Here is a 15149-nt window from a genome sequence, read left to right as displayed (position 1 = left end):
CCGCTGGTGATCGAAGGCTACGCCTCCCTGTGGGGCGTGGCCGATCTGAACGGGGATGTGGTGCAGGCCGGGGCGTTTGCGGACAGTCTGGCGAAGACGGGCGCCGAGGGGGTGCGGATGCTGAACCAGCATGACGCGCGGGCGCCGGTCGGGGTCTGGGACACGATCATCGAGGACGAACGCGGTCTGTTCGTGCGTGGCCGGATCGAAGACTGGTCGGCCGAGGCGCGGTTCGCCGGGGCGCTGAGCCGGGCGGGGGCGATGGACGGTCTGTCGATCGGATACCGCACGGCGCGGGCGCGGCGCCAGGGGCGGCTGAGGGTGCTGAGCGGGGTGGAGCTTTGGGAGGTGTCGCTGGTGACGTTTCCCATGCTGCCGGGGGCGCGGTTTACGGCTGTTACGACCGGACCGTCGTCTCGACGGGGATAGACGTTTCGCGTTTCAGACCCTTCAGTCTTCGGCTGCGTCGGCTTCGATCTCGGTCTGGAGCGCCTGCATCTCGGCGGTGATGGCCTGCATTTCCGCAGTGCATTCGTCGGATGAGATGGTGGCGGCGCGCGGGGACGCCTTGCCCTTGTCATAGGCGTCCAGGAAAAAGGCCGCTGCGGCCTTCTTGTCCGGGTCGGTCTCGGCGGTCATCGAGGCGCGGATGCGAGCCCCGACTTCGGGTGGGAACTGACGTTCGCAGGTCCCCAGGGTTTCGAACATGCGGGTCATGCCGGCGAAGACCTTGCTGACCTGCGCGGCCTGTTCGGGCGGCAGGGTGGACACGTCAGGCGGGGTTTGAAACGCCAGCGCGCCGGAAAAGGCCAGAACAAGACTGAACATGCATGAAACTCCCAGATCTGAGCGGGGGTTAGCACGCTTTTTGACGGGCGGCAGCCGTCAATCACAGGTTTCGGGCGAGCCCGGATCACAAGGCGCCGACGACGGGCGCATTCAACGGAGACATCATGAAAGAGACCAAACAGGCTTCCGGCTCGCCCATTCTTGCGGGTTCTGGGGCGCAGGCTGTCGTGCATGAGATGATGGCGGCGTTCGAGGCGTTCAAAGGGGCGAACGACGTCCGACTGGGCGAGATCGAGAAGAAGGCGGCGGCCGATGTGCTGCTGGAGGAGAAGGTGGCGCGGATCGACCAGGCGGTGGCGGCGGCGCAGGCGCGGCTGGATCGGGTGATGAGCCAGGGCCGGCGTCCGGTGATTGGGGGCGAGCCGGTCGAACCGGCGTCTGCGCCGGAGGCGAAGGCGGCGTGGGACGGGTATCTGAAGACGGGTCAGTCTGGCGCCCTGGAGGTCAAGGCGGGGCTGTCGGGCGGGGCGACCTCGGGCGGCTATGTCGTGCCGTATGAGACCGAGCGGGCCATCGAGCGTCGGCTGATGGCGGCGTCGCCGATGCGCGAGATCGCCACGGTGCGGACAGTGGCGGCGGGTGTGTTCCGTAAGCCGGTGTCGACGGCGGGCGTGGCCTGCGGCTGGGTGGCGGAAACGGCCGCGCGGCCCGAGACGGACCCGGCGACCCTGGCCCTGCTGGAGTTCCCCTCGGCCGATCTGTACGCCAGTCCTGCGGCGACCCAGGCCCTGCTGGACGACGCCATGGTCGATCTGGACGAATGGCTGGCGGCCGAGGTCGAGGACGCCTTTGCGGCCCAGGAGACCCAGGCCTTCGTCAACGGCGACGGGGTGAACAAGCCCAAGGGCTTCCTGACCTATCCGACCGTGGCGGACGGGGACCAGACCTGGGGTCAGATCGGTTCTGTGGCGTCGGGCGCGGCGGGCGGGTTCGCCCCGACCAGTCCGGCGGACCGGCTGATCGACCTGGTCTATGCGCCCAAGGCCCAGTACCGGCCGAACGGGCGGTTCGTGATGAACCGCAAGACGGTCTCGGCCGTGCGCAAGTTCAAGGACGCGGACGGCAACTATATCTGGCAGCCGGCGACGCGGCTGGGCGAGACGGCGTCGCTGCTGGGCTATCCGGTCACCGAGATCGAGACCATGCCGGACGTGGCGGCCAACAGCCTGTCCATCGCGTTCGGCGACTTCCAGCGCGGGTATCTGATCGTGGATCGGGCGGGGGTGCGGGTGTTGCGCGATCCCTATTCGGCCAAGCCCTATGTGCTGTTCTACACGACCAAGCGGGTCGGCGGCGGGGTGCAGAACTTCGACGCGATCAAGGTGATGCGGTTCAGCGCGGGCTAGTCGCGGCGTGACGAGCGGCGAGTGTCGCTCGGTTTCTCCCTCCCCCTGCGGGGGAGGGCAGGCCGCGTGAGCGGCCGGGTGGGGGCGGCAGGGAAACCGAGTCCGGGTCGCCTGGCCCGCCCCACCCCGTCGCTGCGCGACGCGCCTCCCCCGTGGGGGAGGGAGAGTTCTGAATTCGACAAGGGAGATTGCCATGGCGCAGCCGGTGACGGTGGCGGAGGCGAAGCTGTTTTTGCGGGTGGAGCATGAGGCGGAGGACGGACTGATCCAGACCCTGATCGCGGCGGCCCAGGCGCGGGTGGAGGCGGATGTGGGGTTGAGCCTGACCTCCACCTCGCCGGCGGGGTTGAGACTGGCGATCCTGATGCTGGTGCTGCGGGCCTATGAGCGGGGAGAGGCGGATGTCGCCCTGGCGCCGGTCGATGATTGGGTCGCGCCCTACCGAGGGGTGCGGCTGTGAGGACGCTGGCGGGCTTGTTCCGGGCGGTGGAGGCGGAGACGCCTTACGGCGGGCGGAGCGTGACGTTTGAGGCGGTGGGGTCGGCCTGGCTGAAATGCGGGACGCGGCGCCGGACCGAGCGGGGCGAGGGGGATCAGAGGCGGACGGTGGAGACCCTGGACGCCGAGGCGCGGGCCGATGGGCGGCTGACGGTCGGGCGGGTGCTGCGGTTCGGCGGGGCGGACTGGGCCGTGGTCACGGCTCAGGATCTGCGGCCGGGGCGGGTGAAGCTGGGGCTGGAGCGGCGCCGATGAGGGATCATGAAAGCGCGCTGCAAAAGGCCGTGCTGGCGGCGCTGAAGGGGGATGCGGCGGTGGCGGCCCTGGTGGGCGGGCGTGTGTTCGATCAGGCGCCGGAGGGGGCGGAGCATCCGCATCTGGTGATCGGCCGGTGCGACAGCCGGCCGGTGGCGGCCGACGGATGCGGGGTCGAACAGAGGCTGACCCTGACCGGGGTGTCGCGCTTCGCCGGATCGGAAGAGGCCAAGGCGGTGGCGGCGGCCGTGCGGGCGTGTCTGCACGAGACGGTGCTGGAGGCCGACGGGGTGCGGACGGCGACCCTGAGAGCGGCCGCCGCAGAGGTGGTCCGGGCCGGGGATGGGCGGCGGACCTATGCGGTGGTGCGGCTGAGGGCGGTGACGGAAGACATGGGAGAAGGCCGATGACCGCACAGGCGGGCAAGGACATGCTGCTGAAGGTCGAGGGCGCGCCGGGCGTGTTCACGACGGTGGCGGGGTTGAGGGCGCGGACGATTTCGCTGAACGCGCGAACGGTGGATGCGACCGACGGCGACAGCGCCGGGCGGTGGCGCGAGCTGCTGGCGGGGGCCGGGGTCAAGTCGGCGGCGGTGTCCGGGCAGGGGATCTTCCGCGACGCGGCGTCCGACGCCCTGGTGCGCGAGGCCTTCTTCGATCAGGCGGCGAAACGGTGGCGGCTGGTGGTGCCGGACTTCGGCGTGCTGGAGGGACCGTTCCTGGTGGCGGCGCTGGAATACGCCGGCGAGCATGAGGGGGAGGCGACGTTTGCGCTGAGCCTGGCCAGCGCCGGGGAGATCGGGTTTTCGGCGATATGAGCGGCGGGGATTTGCCCCCCTCAGGCCGCGGGGCGGCCCTCTCCCCCCAAGGGGGGGAGATTGGTGCGCGCGGCGAGGCGGGGGTGATGCTGGGCGGGGTGCGGCGTCGGGTGTGTCTGACGCTGGGCGCGTTGGCGGAGATCGAGACCGGCTTGGCGGTCGAGGGGCTGGCGGCGGTGGCGGAGCGGATGAAGCTTCTGTCGGCGCGCGACCTGATGGTGGTGCTGGCGGCGGTGCTGCGCGGGGGCGGGGAGGCGTTGGATGTGGCCGGGGTCGAGCCGCGCGAGGCGGCGCGGGCGGTGGCGGCGGCGTTCGAGGCGGCGGCGCGGTGACGGCGGAACAGACGTCCCAATTGACCCCGTGGGGCGAGATGCTGCGGGCGGCGATGCGGATGGGGGTGACGCCCGAAGCCTTCTGGCGGCTGTCGCTGAAGGAATGGCGGATGCTGACCGAGGCGCCGCGTGGGACGGCGCCGATGGGGCGGGCGGGCCTGGCGAAACTGATGGAGGACTGGCCGGATGGCGGATGAGTTCGGGCGGAGCGGGATCGATGATGTGCCGCTGAAGGCCGCCGAGGCGGCGGCGGCGCTGGAGGCGCTGAAGGGGCCGGCGGAGGATGCGGCCAATGCGATCGAGGCGGCGTTCGGACGGGCGGGCGACAGTCTGACCCGGTCGCTGGCGCGGGCGGCGGCGGACGGGGAGGTGTCGCTGTCGGAACTGGCGAAGGCGGTGCTGAATGCGGTGAACGCGGCGGCGGGATCGGGTGGATCGGGCGGCGGACTGAGCGCGGCGATCCAAGCGGCGATGAGCAGTTTCAGCGGGGCGCGGGCCGACGGGGGGCCGGTGCTGGGCGGTGCAGCCTATCTGGTCGGGGAGCGCGGACCGGAGGTGTTTCGGCCCGCGACGAGCGGCGAGGTCGGGCCGGTGTCGAGCGGCGGGGTGACGGTCAATGTGGCGGTGGACGGCGGGGCGCAGGCTCTGCTGCGGTCCGAGGCCCAGATCGCCCAGATGCTGGCGCGGGCGGTCAGCCTGGGGGCGCGGCGGATGTAGAAACGCCGCCCCGTCGAGGACGGGGCGGCGCGTAAGTCATTCAGGCGATGAGGCTTATTCGCCCTTGGGGTTCGGGCCGAAGCGGTTCTCGCCCTTCTGGCTGTCGACCAAGCCGATCCAGAGCAGGAAGCCCAGGCTGACCAGACCGGCGAGACCGATCAGGCCAATGGCCGGGCCCATAACGGCCAGGGCGGCCTCGGGATTGTCTTCGTAGTAGTCGGCCGTTCCGCCGGTAGCGATGACATTGCTGATCATGATGCCAAAGGCGATGAAGGTCAGGACGATGTTGACGCCGAAGGGGATGGCGATCAGCCAGCCGCTCTTGCCCATGTCATGCAGGCGTTTCACGGAGATGGCCAGGTTTGGCCAGATCAGGAACAAGGACACGAGGCCGCCGAGCACGGGAATCCAGCCCAGCACGAGGCTGGCGCCGAAGATGATCAGGAAGCCGATCCAGAAATGCGACCGGCGGAGCCGACCGTTGAAGGAAAACATGGCGCTGGTGAAGTCGAAGCCGGCGCCGGTCGCGGTCGGGGCGGCCAGGCCGCCGGCGACGCCGACGGTCGAGGGGGCGCCGGCCAGGATCAGGATCTGGGTCGCCGTGTCGGCCTCGGGCACGAAATCGACGCGGAGGCCGGCGGCGGGGACGGCCGGCGACTGGAGCGCGGCGGCCGTGAAGCTGTAGCGGGCGCCGTCGTCGCCGCTGATCAGGCCGGATTGGGTCGTGCCGTCGTAGCTGAGAATTTCGCCGCGCACCTGGATCTCCATGTTTGGCGCCGAAGCTTGGCGCGGGGTCAACATCGCCGAGCTTCGCCGCTCGAGCAATCGGTAAAGGCCAAGCTGGCGACTGGTTCCCCGATTTCCGCCGTAATGCGCGGCCGGGGCGAACAAGACTGTGGGCGAATAGGCCGCCCGTTTCTGAACAGGAGGAAGATGCGGATGGCCTTTCACGAGGTGCGCCTGCCTGCGCGGCTGGCGTTCGGTTCGACCGGCGGGGTCGAGCGGCGGACGGAGATCACCACCCTGGCGTCGGGGTTCGAGCGACGGTCCACGCCGTGGGCCCTGGGGCGGCGGCGGTATCTGATCGGGGCGAACCTGAGATCGTTGGACGATATGGCCGCGCTGATCGCCTTCTTCGAGGCGCGGCGGGGGCGGCTGTACGGGTTCCGGTTCAAGGATTTCGCCGACTTTAAATCGTGCGCGCCGGGCGGGACGGTTTCGGCCGGAGATCAGGCGCTGGGCGTCGGCGACGGGGTGCGGACCGAGTTCGCCCTGGTGAAACTGTACGGCGACGTGGCGCGGCCGATCGCCAAGCCGGTCGAGGGATCGGTGCGGGTGGCGGTGGAGGGGGTGGAGGTCTCGGGCTTCGTCGTCGATGCGGCGACGGGGATGGTGAGGCTGGCCGGCGCGCCGGCGGCGGGCGCGGGGGTGACGGCGGGCTTTCAGTTCGACACGCCGGTGCGGTTCGACAGCGACCGGATCGAGACGACGCTGGAGAGTTTCGACGCCGGGCGGATGGCTGCGGTTCCGTTGGTCGAGGTGCGGGTCTGAACCATGAGACAGGTACCGGACGAAATGGCCGCCCGCATCGAGCGCGGGGCGGCGACGCTGTGTCATGTCTGGCGGCTGGAGCGGGCCGACGGGGTGGTGACGGGGTTCACCGATCACGACCGGGACCTGATGGTGGACGGGGTGGTCTGTCGGGCCGGGAGCGGCTGGACGGCGGGGGCGGCGGAGAGCGCCGTGGGTCTGGCGGCGGGGGCGGCCTCGGCGGCGGGCGCGCTGGATGATGCGGCGATCACCGAGGCGGATGTGGCGGCGGGCCTGTTCGACGGGGCGAAGGTCGAGCTGTGGCGGGTGGACTGGTCGGAGCCGGGGCTGAAGGTTCGGCTGTGGGCCGGGACCCTGGCGCGGATGCGGCGCGAGGAGGGGCGGTTCCTGGCCGATCTGGAAGGGCCGCTGGCCAAGCTGGAGCGGGTGGTCGGGCGGACCTATGGGCGGATGTGCGACGCGCGGCTGGGGGACGAACGCTGCGGGGTCGCGGCGGCGGGACGGCGTTGTGACAAGCAGTGGGAGACCTGTGTCGGCACGTTCGGGAATGGGGTGAATTTCCGGGGGTTTGCGGATGTGCCGGGGGATGACTTCCTGACGGCCTATCCGGCGGGAGGCGCGCGGAACGACGGCGGGAGCCGGCGGTGAGGGGGGCGGCAGGGGGAGCGGGCGCGGGTCGCCTGGCCCTTCCCACCCGGTCTCGCCTGCGGCTCGACCCCCCTCCCCCGCAGGGGGAGGGAGAAGTGTGCGCGGCGGCGGTTGTTGTTGCGCGGTCCTGGCTGGGGACGCCGTATCGGCATCAGGCCAGCATGAAGGGCGTGGGGGCGGACTGTCTGGGGTTGGTGCGCGGGGTGTGGCGCGAGGTGGTCGGGGCGGAGCCGGAAGGTCTGCCGGCCTATTCGCCGGACTGGGCCGAGACCGGCGGGCGCGAGACCCTGCTGGAGGCGGCGGGGCGGTGGCTGAGGCCGGTTTCGGTCCAGGCGATGCGGGCGGGGGACGTGCTGTTGTTCCGGATGTCGCCGGGGGCGGCGGTGAAACACTGCGCCATCCTGAGCGACTGCGGCGGGCCGGAGCCGAGGATGATCCACGCCTATTGGGGACGGGCGGTGGTGGAAAGCTGGATGGGGACGTGGTGGCGTAGGCGTTTGGCGGCGGTGTTCCGGTTTCCGGATTGAATATCTCCCTCCCCGACCGGGGAGGGCAGGGCGAGCCGTAGGCGAGACCGGGTGGGGCGGGCAAGGCGATACACGCTCGGTCCGTGCGGCCTTGCTGGGCCGCCCCCACCCGGCCGCTGCGCGGCCCCCCTCCCCCGCGGGGGAGGGAGACGATTTGAGGAGGCGTAGATGGCGCAAGTCGTACTTAGCGCGGTGGGGCAGTCGATCGGAGGGCCGGTCGGACGGGTGATCGGGGCGACGATCGGGCGGGCGATCGACAATCGGGTGGTCGGGTCGCTGTCGCCGGCGCGGCAGGTCGGGCCGAGGCTGGAGACGCTGAAGGTGCAGGGGACGGCGGAAGGGGCGCCGATGGCCTGTGTGTTCGGGCGGGCGCGGGTGACGGGGCAGGTGATCTGGGCGGCGCGGTTCCTGGAGGGCAAGGCCAAGGGGCGGGCCGGCAAGGGCGGGCCGAAGACGGTCGACTATGTCTATTCGCTGAGCTTCGCCGTGGCTTTGTGCGAGGGGGAGATCGACGGGATCGGCCGGGTCTGGGCCGACGGGCGGCTGATGGACCTGAACGGCGTGGCGATGCGGGTGTATCGCGGGGGCGAGGCGCAGACGCCGGATCCATTGATCGAGGCGGTGGAGGGGGCGGCGCCCGCCTATCGCGGCACGGCCTATGTGGTGTTCGAGGATCTGCCGTTGGGGCCGTTCGGGGACCGGGTTCCGCAGTTGAGTTTCGAGGTTTTCCGACGGCCGCGTGGGGAACAGCCGCGGTTGGAGGATCTGCTGGAAGGGGTGTGTCTGATCCCTGGGGCGGGGGAGTTCGCCCTGGCGACCGAGGCGGTGGTGCGGCGCGAGGGTTTGACGCGGACGGCGGCGGAGAATGTCCACAACGGCGAGGGGCGGGCGGATCTGGTGGTGTCGCTGGAGCAGGTGCAGGCGCAGCTGCCGAACCTGAAAAGGGTCAGTCTGGTGATCGGCTGGTTCGGGGATGATCTGCGGGCGGGACAGTGTCAGGTGCGGCCGGGGGTGGAGCGGCGCGACAAGCCGACCGAGCCGATGGATTGGGCCGTGGCGGGCGTGGAAAGGCATGAGGCTTACGAGGTCAGTCGGGCCCCCTCCGTCGGCTCTGCCGACACCTCCCCCAGTGGGGGAGGATCTGCCCCGGCCTATGGCGGGACGCCGTCGGACGAGAGCGTGCGGCAGGCGATCCGCGAGCTGAAGGCGCGGGGGCTGGAGGTGACGCTGTATCCGTTCGTCTTCATGGACTGTCCCGGCTATCCGTGGCGCGGACGGGTGGCGGGCGTGGACGGGGCGGGGGCGACAGCGGAGATCGCAGCGCTGTTCGGCGGGACCGAGGATTGGGGGCTGCGCCGGATGGCGCTGCACTATGCCCGGATCGCGGCCGAGGAGGGGGCGGACGGTCTGTTGATCGGGTCGGAGATGCGGGGCGTGACCTGGACGCGGGATGCGGCCGGGGGTTTTCCGGCGGTGGCGCAGTTCCGGGCGCTGGCGGCGGAGTGCCGAGCAGTGGTCGGGACGGGGGTGAAACTGTCCTATGCGGCCGACTGGAGCGAATATTTCGGGCGGCAGACGGGCGGGGAGGTGGTGTTCCATCTGGACCCGCTGTGGGCCGATCCGGACATCGATCATGTGTCGATCGACTGGTATCCGCCGCTGACCGACTGGCGTGAGGGCGACGGCGGCGTGGATTCCGTGGCGTTCGCTGGGGCGGCGGACCCGGCCTATGTAGCGGCGGGTGTTGTGGGCGGCGAGGGGTTCGACTGGTACTATGCGGATGAGGCGGATCGGGCGGCGCAGTTGCGGACGCCCATCGTCGATACGGCGCATGGCGAGTACTGGCTGTTCCGGCCCAAGGACCTGAAGGGGTGGTGGTCGAACCTTCATCATGATCGTCCGGGTGGCGTGCGGGCGGCGACGCCGACGGCCTGGGTTCCGGGGATGAAGCCGGTGCGGCTGTCGGAGTTCGGCTGTGCGGCGGTGGACCGGGGCGGGAATGCGCCCAACCTGTTTCAGGACCCCAAGAGCAGCGAGAGTAGCCTGCCGCCGGGATCGACCGGCGCGCGCGATGACGCGGTGCAGCGAGCGGCGCTGGAGGCGGTGCTGGGGCATTATGCGGCGGCTGAGAACAATCCGACATCAGCCGTCTATGGCGGGCCGATGCTGGAGGGGGCGGACGCCTGGTGCTGGGACGCGCGGCCCTATCCGGCCTTTCCGGCGCGGGGGGATGTGTGGGCGGATGCAGGGGCGTGGCGGGCCGGGCACTGGCTGAACGGACGGCTGGCGGGCGACGGGCGCGACCTGATCGCGGCGGTGCTGGCGCGGGGCGGTCTGGCGGCGGACGAGAGGGCGGTGGAGGGCGTCGAGGCGGCGGCGGCCGGCTATGTGATCGACCGGCCGATGCGGACGCGCGATGCGCTGGAGCCGCTGCTGGCGGCGTTCGATGCGGTGGCGGCTGAACGGGACGGGCGGGTGGCGGTGCTGGGGCGGACGGCGGCTTGCGCCGATCTGGGGCGCGAGGCCTTGGCCCTGCCGGATCAGGGGGCGGCGGAGACGGCGACGCGCGCGCTGGAGCCGCGACCCGGCGAGGCGCGGGTGCGGTTTATCGACGAGACGGCCGATTATCAGACCGGGGCGGTGGTCGTGCGGGCGGACGACGCCGGAGCGGCGGCGACGGGCGGCGGGGTCGATATGGATCTGCCGCTGGCGTGCGGCGGCGGTCTGGCGAGGGCGGCGGCGGAGCGGGCGCTGGACGGGGCGGGGGCGGAGACGACGACCCTGTCGCTGGGGCCGCTGGAGGCTCTGCGGCTGGAGCCGGGGGATGTGGTGAGGTTTGACGGCCGCGACGGGGATTGGCGGGTGACGCAAACGACGGCGGATGAGACGCCGTCGGCGGTGCTGGAACCGGTCGGGGTTCGGCGGGCCTATGAGGATCAGGCCGGCGGGCGCGGGCGCGGGGGCGAGGCGCCGGCCGTGGTCGGGGCGCCCTTTGTGCGGGTGATGGACCTGCCGCCCTTGATGGGCGGCGAGGACGACGGGCGGCCGGTCGTGGTGGCGGCGGCGGAGCCGTGGCGGGCGATGCGGTTGCACGCCGGGGCCTCGGCCGAGACCCTGACGGCACGGGGCGACTTGGAGACGGCGGCGACGGTCGGGGTATTGGTCGAGGCGCTGGAGCCGGGGGTTCGGCATCGTTGGGACGAGGTGCAGGCGCTGACGGTGCGAGTCGAGGGAACAGCGCCGCAGAGCATCTCGGCGCAGGCGGTGCTGGGCGGGGCCAACGCCCTGGCGGTCGAGACGGCGGCGGGTTGGGAGGTGGTGCAATATCGGTCGGCGACCCTGGTCGGGGCGGAGACCTGGCGGCTGACAGGCTTGCTGCGCGGACAGCAGGGCACCGAGGTCGAGATGCAGGCCGGGGCGGCGGCGGGATCGGTGGTGGTGTTCCTGGACGAACGGCTGGCGCGGGCGGAGATCGGGCGCAACGAACGGGGCCTGCCGCTGATCTGCCGCGTCGGACCGGCGGGGGCCGCGCCGGGCGGGGCGGGGTTCCGCGAAGTCGGCTTCACCTTGCAGGGTCTGTACGCCCGGCCGTGGTCGCCGGCGGGGCTGGTCGTCGAAGCCGGGGCGGAAGGGTGGACGGTGCGGTGGACGCCGCGCGTGCGCCTTTATGGCGACGGCTGGGACGGGGAGGCTGGGGCGGTCGATCTGATACGGTTCCGGCTGCGGGTTAGGGACGCCGGGGCGGTGCGACGGACGATGGAGGTCGAGGGGACGAGTGTTCTGTATTCAGCCGCCGAGCGGGCGGCGGACTTTCCGAGCGGGGTGACGCCGACGGCGCGGATCGGCGTGGCGCAGTGGGGCGAGGGGTTCGGCTGGGGCGTGGAGGCGGAAATCGGACTGGTCTGAGCAAATATGCCGGGTCCGGCCCTTTGCGGCGGCGGGGGCATGGCTTAACTGACGGCCTCTTGGTTTTTTAGTTGGAGCGGCAACGCACGTGGCAGGCGATCCCTATAAGGAACTGGGCGTTTCGAAGGGCGCGAGCGCGGACGAGATCAAGAAGGCGTTCCGCAAGCTGGCCAAGGAGCTGCACCCCGACAAGAATCCCGGCGACAAGATCACCGAGGACAAGTTCAAACGGGTGACGGCGGCCTTCGACATTCTGGGCGACGCCGAGAAACGCGCCAAGTACGACGCCGGCCAGTTGGATAACGACGGCAACGAGCAATATCGCGGCTTCAGCGGCGGCGCGCGGCCGGGCGGGAGCCCGTTCGGCGGCGCGGGCGGCGGGTTCGGCGGCGGACCGGGCGGGCGGGCCAATTTCGAGGGCGTCGATCTGGACGACCTGTTCGGCATGTTCGGCGGGGGCGGACGTCAGCGCGGGGCGCGGGACTTCACCGCGCGCGGCCAGGACGTGAAGGCGACGCTGGACATCAGTCTGGAAGACGCCATCGCCGGGGCGACGAAGCGGATCCAGTTCTCGGACGGCCGGACCCTGGACGTGACCATTCCTAAGGGGGCGGCGGACGGCCAGACCATTCGCCTGCGCGGCCAGGGCTCGCCGGGACGCGGGGCCGAGAACGGCGACGCCCTGATCGAGCTGAAGATTGAGCCGCATCCGATCTACAAGCGCGACGGGGCGGACCTGACCATGGACCTGCCGGTGTCGGTTCCCGATGCGGTGCTGGGCGCCAAGGTGCGGGTGCCGACGCCCGAGGGCGCGGTGCAGATGACGATTCCGGCCGGCTCCAACTCGGGCAAGCTGCTGCGGTTGAAGGGGCGGGGCGCCTTCGCCCAGGGGCGGCGCGGCGATCTGCTGGCGCGGCTGGTCGTGACCCTGCCGGACGAGCCGGACGCGGCCCTGGTCAAATTCGCCGAAGACTGGCGCGCCAAGCGGCCGTATACGCCGGGGCGTTGAGCCGCGTCCAAGCCGCGCGAAGTGCTGCGGCGCAAGGGGAGAGCGATGATCGCAAAGCCTGATGTGAAGCCGGCGCGGCCGTGGTTTTCGGCCGGGCCGACGGCCAAACGGCCCGGCTATAGTCTGGCGGGCCTGCCGCAGGACCTGTTGGGGCGGGGCATTCGCGCGCCGGAAGTGGTGGAGCGGTTCGCCCATGGCCTGCGGCTGACGCGGGCGGTGCTGGAGGCGCCAGAGAGCCATGTGCTGGTCTATACGCCCGGGTCCGACACCGGGGCGGTGGAAGCGGCCCTGTGGGGGATGCTGGGGGCGCGACCGGTGCAGGTTGTGGCGTTCGAGAATTTCGGCCTGACCTGGCTGGCGGACGTGAAGGATCATCTGGGGCTGGAGCCCGAGGCGCTGACGGCGCCCTGGGGCGAACTGCCGGACCTGAGCCGGGCAGACTGGTCCAAGGACGTGGTGTTTCCGTGGAACGGCACGACCTCGGGCGTGCGCGTGCCGGACGCCGACTGGATCGCCGACGACCGCGAGGGGCTGGCCATCTGCGACGCCACCTCGGCCGCCTTCGCCATGCCTTTGCCTTGGGACAAGCTGGATGTCGTGACCTTCAGCTTCCAGAAGGCGCTGGGCGGGGAGGCGGGCATAGGCGTGATGGCCCTGTCGCCGCGCGCGGTGGCGCGTCTGGATACATATCAGCCGGATCGGGCCATTCCCAAGCTGCTGCGGCTGACGGACGGCAAGGGGTTCGACCGGGCCCTGGGGCAGGGGGTGGCGATCAACACCTTCTCGATCCTGACCATCGAGGACTGGATCGACGCCCTGAAGTGGGCGCAAGGGATCGGGGGACTGAGCGAACTGATCCGGCGGACGGACGCCAACTACGCCGCCCTGGCCGAATGGGTGGCGCGGACCGACTGGATCGATTTCCTGCCCGAACGGCCCGAGATCCGCTCGACCACCTCGGTCTGTCTGAAGTTCACCGACCCGCGCATCGCGGCCCTGGACGCCAAGGCGCAGAAGGCCTTCGTCGTGCGGTTCAAAGCCTTGCTGGAAAGCGAGGCGGCCGTGTTCGACATGGAGCCCCACCGGAATGCGCCGCCGGGACTGAGGCTGTGGTGCGGTTGCACGGTCGAGGTCGCCGACGTGGTCGATGCGACGCCGTGGCTGGAGTGGGCGTTCGAGACGGCCGTGGAGGAACTGTCGTAAAATACGACGGTTCGGGACGACACCGGACGATTCCCCCGCTATAGGCTGCGCCCGCATTCAGATCGTCGCGTTGCTGCGGCGCCTGCTGGTTTTGACGCGTTCTCCGAGGAGAACGCTAAGGCGGAGTACGGACTTTGGCGAACGTAGCGGTGGTCGGCGCCCAGTGGGGCGACGAGGGCAAGGGCAAGATCGTGGACTGGCTGTCCAACCGCGCCGACATGGTCGTGCGGTTCCAGGGCGGACACAATGCGGGCCATACGCTGGTCGTGGACGGCAAGGTCTATAAGCTGGCCCTGCTGCCCAGCGGCGTGGTGCAGGGCAAGCCGTCGATCATCGGCAACGGCGTGGTCGTGGATCCCTGGCACCTGGTCGGCGAGATCGAGAAGATCGAGGCCCAGGGCGTGGCGATCAGCCCCGATATCCTGACCATTGCCGACAACGCCTGTCTGATCCTGCCGATCCACCCCGCGCTGGACGTGGCGCGCGAGGCGGCGGCCAGTGCGCCGGGGGCCAAGATCGGCACGACCGGGCGGGGCATCGGTCCGGCCTATGAGGACAAGGTCGGTCGGCGCGCCATTCGGGTGTGCGACCTGGCCAATGAAGACGACCTGAAGGTCAAGATCGAGCGTCTGCGCTCGCACCATGATCCGCTGCGCGCGGGCCTGGGCCTGGAGCCGATCGACCCCGAGGCGCTGCTGGCGTCGCTGCTGGAGATCGCGCCGAAGATCCTGCCCTATGTGAAGCCGGCCTGGCGGGTGCTGGACCAGGCGCAGAAGGACGGCAAGCGGGTGCTGTTCGAGGGGGCGCAGGGCGCCTTCCTGGACGTGGACCACGGCACCTATCCTTATGTGACCAGTTCGAACACCGTGGCCGGACAGGCGGCGGCGGGGTCGGGCATCGGGCCGCGCGGCGTCGGCTATGTGCTGGGCATCGTGAAGGCTTATACGACCCGCGTCGGCGAGGGCCCGTTCGCCTGCGAGCTGGACGACGAGGTCGGACAGCATCTGGCGACCGTCGGCCGTGAGGTCGGGGTGAATACCGGGCGGGCGCGGCGCTGCGGCTGGTTCGACGCCGTGCTGGTGCGCCAGTCGGTGGCGATCAACGGCATCGACGGCATCGCCCTGACCAAGCTGGACGTGCTGGACGGGTTGAAGACGCTGAAGATCTGCGTCGGCTACAAGGTCGATGGTGAAGTTCTGGACTATCTGCCGTCCAGCCTGAAGGCCCAGGCGGCGGCGGAGCCTGTGTTCGAGGAACTGGAAGGCTGGAGCGAAAGCACCGCGGGGGTGCGCAGTTTCAAGGACATCAACGCCAACGCCATCAAATATGTGCGCCGGATCGAGGAACTGATCGGCGCGCCGGTGGCCCTGCTATCGACCAGCCCGGAACGTGACGACACGATTCTGATGCGGGATCCCTTCCAGGGCTGACGCGAAGGGGCTGTCGATTCAACGGGCCTTAACCAGCCTGGTGTATGGCTTTGGGTGAAGC

The 15149-nt window shown here is 70.6% G+C and carries 18 protein-coding genes; 16 read left to right on the top strand and 2 right to left on the bottom strand.

The window, feature by feature from the left end; translation table 11 throughout:
- The first annotated feature begins 6 nt into the window (after positions 1–6).
- Positions 7–429: an HK97 family phage prohead protease gene (locus tag Q7J26_RS16845; RefSeq protein WP_304937508.1), complete on the top strand. Its 423-nt coding sequence runs from the start codon at positions 7–9 to the stop codon at positions 427–429.
- A gap of 21 nt (positions 430–450) precedes the next feature.
- Here Q7J26_RS16845 and Q7J26_RS16840 read toward each other — a convergent pair whose 3' ends face one another.
- A complete protein-coding gene (locus Q7J26_RS16840) occupies positions 451–828 on the bottom strand; it encodes a hypothetical protein (protein WP_304937507.1) in 378 nt (125 codons plus the stop codon).
- Between the two features lie 125 nt (positions 829–953).
- On the opposite strand from Q7J26_RS16840, the gene Q7J26_RS16835 reads away from it, so the two are divergent.
- The 8 genes from Q7J26_RS16835 to Q7J26_RS16800 all read left to right on the top strand — a co-directional run bounded on the left by Q7J26_RS16835 (position 954) and on the right by Q7J26_RS16800 (position 4814).
- The gene (locus Q7J26_RS16835; protein WP_304937506.1) at positions 954–2195 is read left to right on the top strand and encodes a phage major capsid protein; all 1242 of its coding nucleotides are present in this window, start codon (positions 954–956) and stop codon (positions 2193–2195) included.
- Between the two features lie 193 nt (positions 2196–2388).
- Complete coding sequence (locus Q7J26_RS16830) at positions 2389–2655, top strand: head-tail connector protein (RefSeq protein ID WP_304937505.1); 267 nt, start codon at positions 2389–2391, stop codon at positions 2653–2655.
- Complete coding sequence (locus tag Q7J26_RS16825; protein WP_304937504.1) at positions 2652–2948, top strand: phage head-tail adapter protein; 297 nt, start codon at positions 2652–2654, stop codon at positions 2946–2948. Before Q7J26_RS16830 ends, Q7J26_RS16825 begins: the two co-directional genes overlap by 4 nt.
- Positions 2945–3358, top strand: a complete 414-nt coding sequence (locus Q7J26_RS16820) for a DUF3168 domain-containing protein (RefSeq protein ID WP_304937503.1) — start codon at positions 2945–2947, stop codon at positions 3356–3358. The genes Q7J26_RS16825 and Q7J26_RS16820 overlap by 4 nt, the downstream gene beginning before the upstream one ends.
- On the top strand, positions 3355–3765 hold the full coding sequence (locus Q7J26_RS16815) for a phage major tail protein, TP901-1 family (protein ID WP_304937502.1): 411 nt from the start codon (positions 3355–3357) through the stop codon (positions 3763–3765). The genes Q7J26_RS16820 and Q7J26_RS16815 overlap by 4 nt, the downstream gene beginning before the upstream one ends.
- Positions 3766–3776: 11 nt before the next feature.
- Positions 3777–4097: a GTA-gp10 family protein gene (locus Q7J26_RS16810; RefSeq protein ID WP_304937501.1), complete on the top strand. Its 321-nt coding sequence runs from the start codon at positions 3777–3779 to the stop codon at positions 4095–4097.
- Positions 4098–4117: 20 nt separating this feature from the next.
- Positions 4118–4294 (top strand): phage tail assembly chaperone, encoded by a 177-nt coding sequence (locus Q7J26_RS16805; RefSeq protein WP_370651962.1) that lies wholly within the window; start codon positions 4118–4120, stop codon positions 4292–4294.
- A complete protein-coding gene (locus Q7J26_RS16800; RefSeq protein WP_304937500.1) occupies positions 4284–4814 on the top strand; it encodes a phage tail tape measure protein in 531 nt (176 codons plus the stop codon). Before Q7J26_RS16805 ends, Q7J26_RS16800 begins: the two co-directional genes overlap by 11 nt.
- A gap of 54 nt (positions 4815–4868) precedes the next feature.
- Here Q7J26_RS16800 and Q7J26_RS16795 read toward each other — a convergent pair whose 3' ends face one another.
- A complete protein-coding gene (locus Q7J26_RS16795; RefSeq protein WP_304937499.1) occupies positions 4869–5570 on the bottom strand; it encodes a DUF805 domain-containing protein in 702 nt (233 codons plus the stop codon).
- 183 nt (positions 5571–5753) lie between these two features.
- Here Q7J26_RS16795 and Q7J26_RS16790 point away from each other — a divergent pair, with 183 nt between their 5' ends.
- The 7 genes from Q7J26_RS16790 (at position 5754) to Q7J26_RS16760 (ending at position 15088) form a co-directional block, all read left to right on the top strand.
- Positions 5754–6365: a DUF2460 domain-containing protein gene (locus Q7J26_RS16790; protein ID WP_304937498.1), complete on the top strand. Its 612-nt coding sequence runs from the start codon at positions 5754–5756 to the stop codon at positions 6363–6365.
- A 3-nt stretch (positions 6366–6368) separates the two neighbouring features.
- A complete protein-coding gene (locus tag Q7J26_RS16785; protein ID WP_304937497.1) occupies positions 6369–7013 on the top strand; it encodes a DUF2163 domain-containing protein in 645 nt (214 codons plus the stop codon).
- A 95-nt stretch (positions 7014–7108) separates the two neighbouring features.
- A complete protein-coding gene (locus Q7J26_RS16780; RefSeq protein ID WP_304937496.1) occupies positions 7109–7540 on the top strand; it encodes an NlpC/P60 family protein in 432 nt (143 codons plus the stop codon).
- 168 nt (positions 7541–7708) lie between these two features.
- Positions 7709–11446 (top strand): glycoside hydrolase/phage tail family protein, encoded by a 3738-nt coding sequence (locus Q7J26_RS16775; RefSeq protein ID WP_304937495.1) that lies wholly within the window; start codon positions 7709–7711, stop codon positions 11444–11446.
- An 88-nt stretch (positions 11447–11534) separates the two neighbouring features.
- Positions 11535–12455, top strand: a complete 921-nt coding sequence (locus Q7J26_RS16770) for a DnaJ C-terminal domain-containing protein (RefSeq protein WP_304937494.1) — start codon at positions 11535–11537, stop codon at positions 12453–12455.
- 45 nt (positions 12456–12500) lie between these two features.
- Positions 12501–13658 carry a phosphoserine transaminase gene (locus tag Q7J26_RS16765; RefSeq protein ID WP_304937493.1) on the top strand — a complete coding sequence of 386 codons (1158 nt, stop codon included), beginning with the start codon at positions 12501–12503 and terminating at the stop codon, positions 13656–13658.
- A gap of 134 nt (positions 13659–13792) precedes the next feature.
- The gene (locus Q7J26_RS16760) at positions 13793–15088 is read left to right on the top strand and encodes an adenylosuccinate synthase (protein ID WP_304937492.1); all 1296 of its coding nucleotides are present in this window, start codon (positions 13793–13795) and stop codon (positions 15086–15088) included.
- Positions 15089–15149 lie beyond the last annotated feature (61 nt).

It is taken from the genome of Brevundimonas sp. (genome assembly GCF_030656255.1).
In the GTDB taxonomy this organism is placed as follows: Bacteria; Pseudomonadota; Alphaproteobacteria; order Caulobacterales; family Caulobacteraceae; genus Brevundimonas.
The sequence above is the reverse complement of the archived record's forward strand: the minus strand, read 5'-3'. Positions and strand labels throughout refer to the sequence as shown.